The organism is Paenibacillus sp. 1-18 (assembly GCF_000520755.1).
In the GTDB taxonomy this organism is placed as follows: domain Bacteria; phylum Bacillota; class Bacilli; order Paenibacillales; family Paenibacillaceae; genus Paenibacillus; species Paenibacillus brasilensis.
On the sequence record NZ_ASSB01000093.1, the window covers coordinates 1 to 804 of the forward strand.

Genomic DNA, 804 nt, shown 5'->3' on the forward strand with positions numbered 1-804 from the left:
GAACCTTGAGCGCCAGCTTGAGGGGAGGCATCCTTGGGATACCACCCTGATCGTATCTAGGTTCTAACTTGGTACCGTGATCCGGTACGAGGACAGTGTCAGGTGGGCAGTTTGACTGGGGCGGTCGCCTCCTAAAGAGTAACGGAGGCGCCCCAAGGTTCCCTCAGAATGGTTGGAAATCATTCGAAGAGTGCAAAGGCAGAAGGGAGCTTGACTGCGAGACCTACAAGTCGAGCAGGGACGAAAGTCGGGCTTAGTGATCCGGTGGTACCGCATGGAAGGGCCATCGCTCAACGGATAAAAGCTACCCTGGGGATAACAGGCTTATCTCCCCCAAGAGTCCACATCGACGGGGAGGTTTGGCACCTCGATGTCGGCTCATCGCATCCTGGGGCTGAAGTAGGTCCCAAGGGTTGGGCTGTTCGCCCATTAAAGCGGTACGCGAGCTGGGTTCAGAACGTCGTGAGACAGTTCGGTCCCTATCTGTCGTGGGCGTAGGAAATTTGAGAGGAGCTGTCCTTAGTACGAGAGGACCGGGATGGACGTACCGCTGGTGTACCAGTTGTTCCGCCAGGAGCACCGCTGGGTAGCTATGTACGGAAGGGATAAGCGCTGAAAGCATCTAAGCGTGAAGCCCCCCTCAAGATGAGATTTCCCAGTATGTAAGACCCCTTGAAGACGACGAGGTAGATAGGTTGGGGGTGGAAGTGCAGTAATGCATGGAGCTGACCAATACTAATCGGTCGAGGGCTTATCCTAAAGATAAGACGCAATGAAGTTTCGGATCCAGTTTTCAGGGTGTAA

1 rRNA gene is annotated in these 804 nt (G+C 54.5%); it reads left to right on the plus strand.

What is annotated here, in order from left to right:
- Positions 1-759, plus strand: a 23S ribosomal RNA gene (locus tag L693_RS0106600); the annotation flags it as partial.
- Positions 760-804 lie beyond the last annotated feature (45 nt).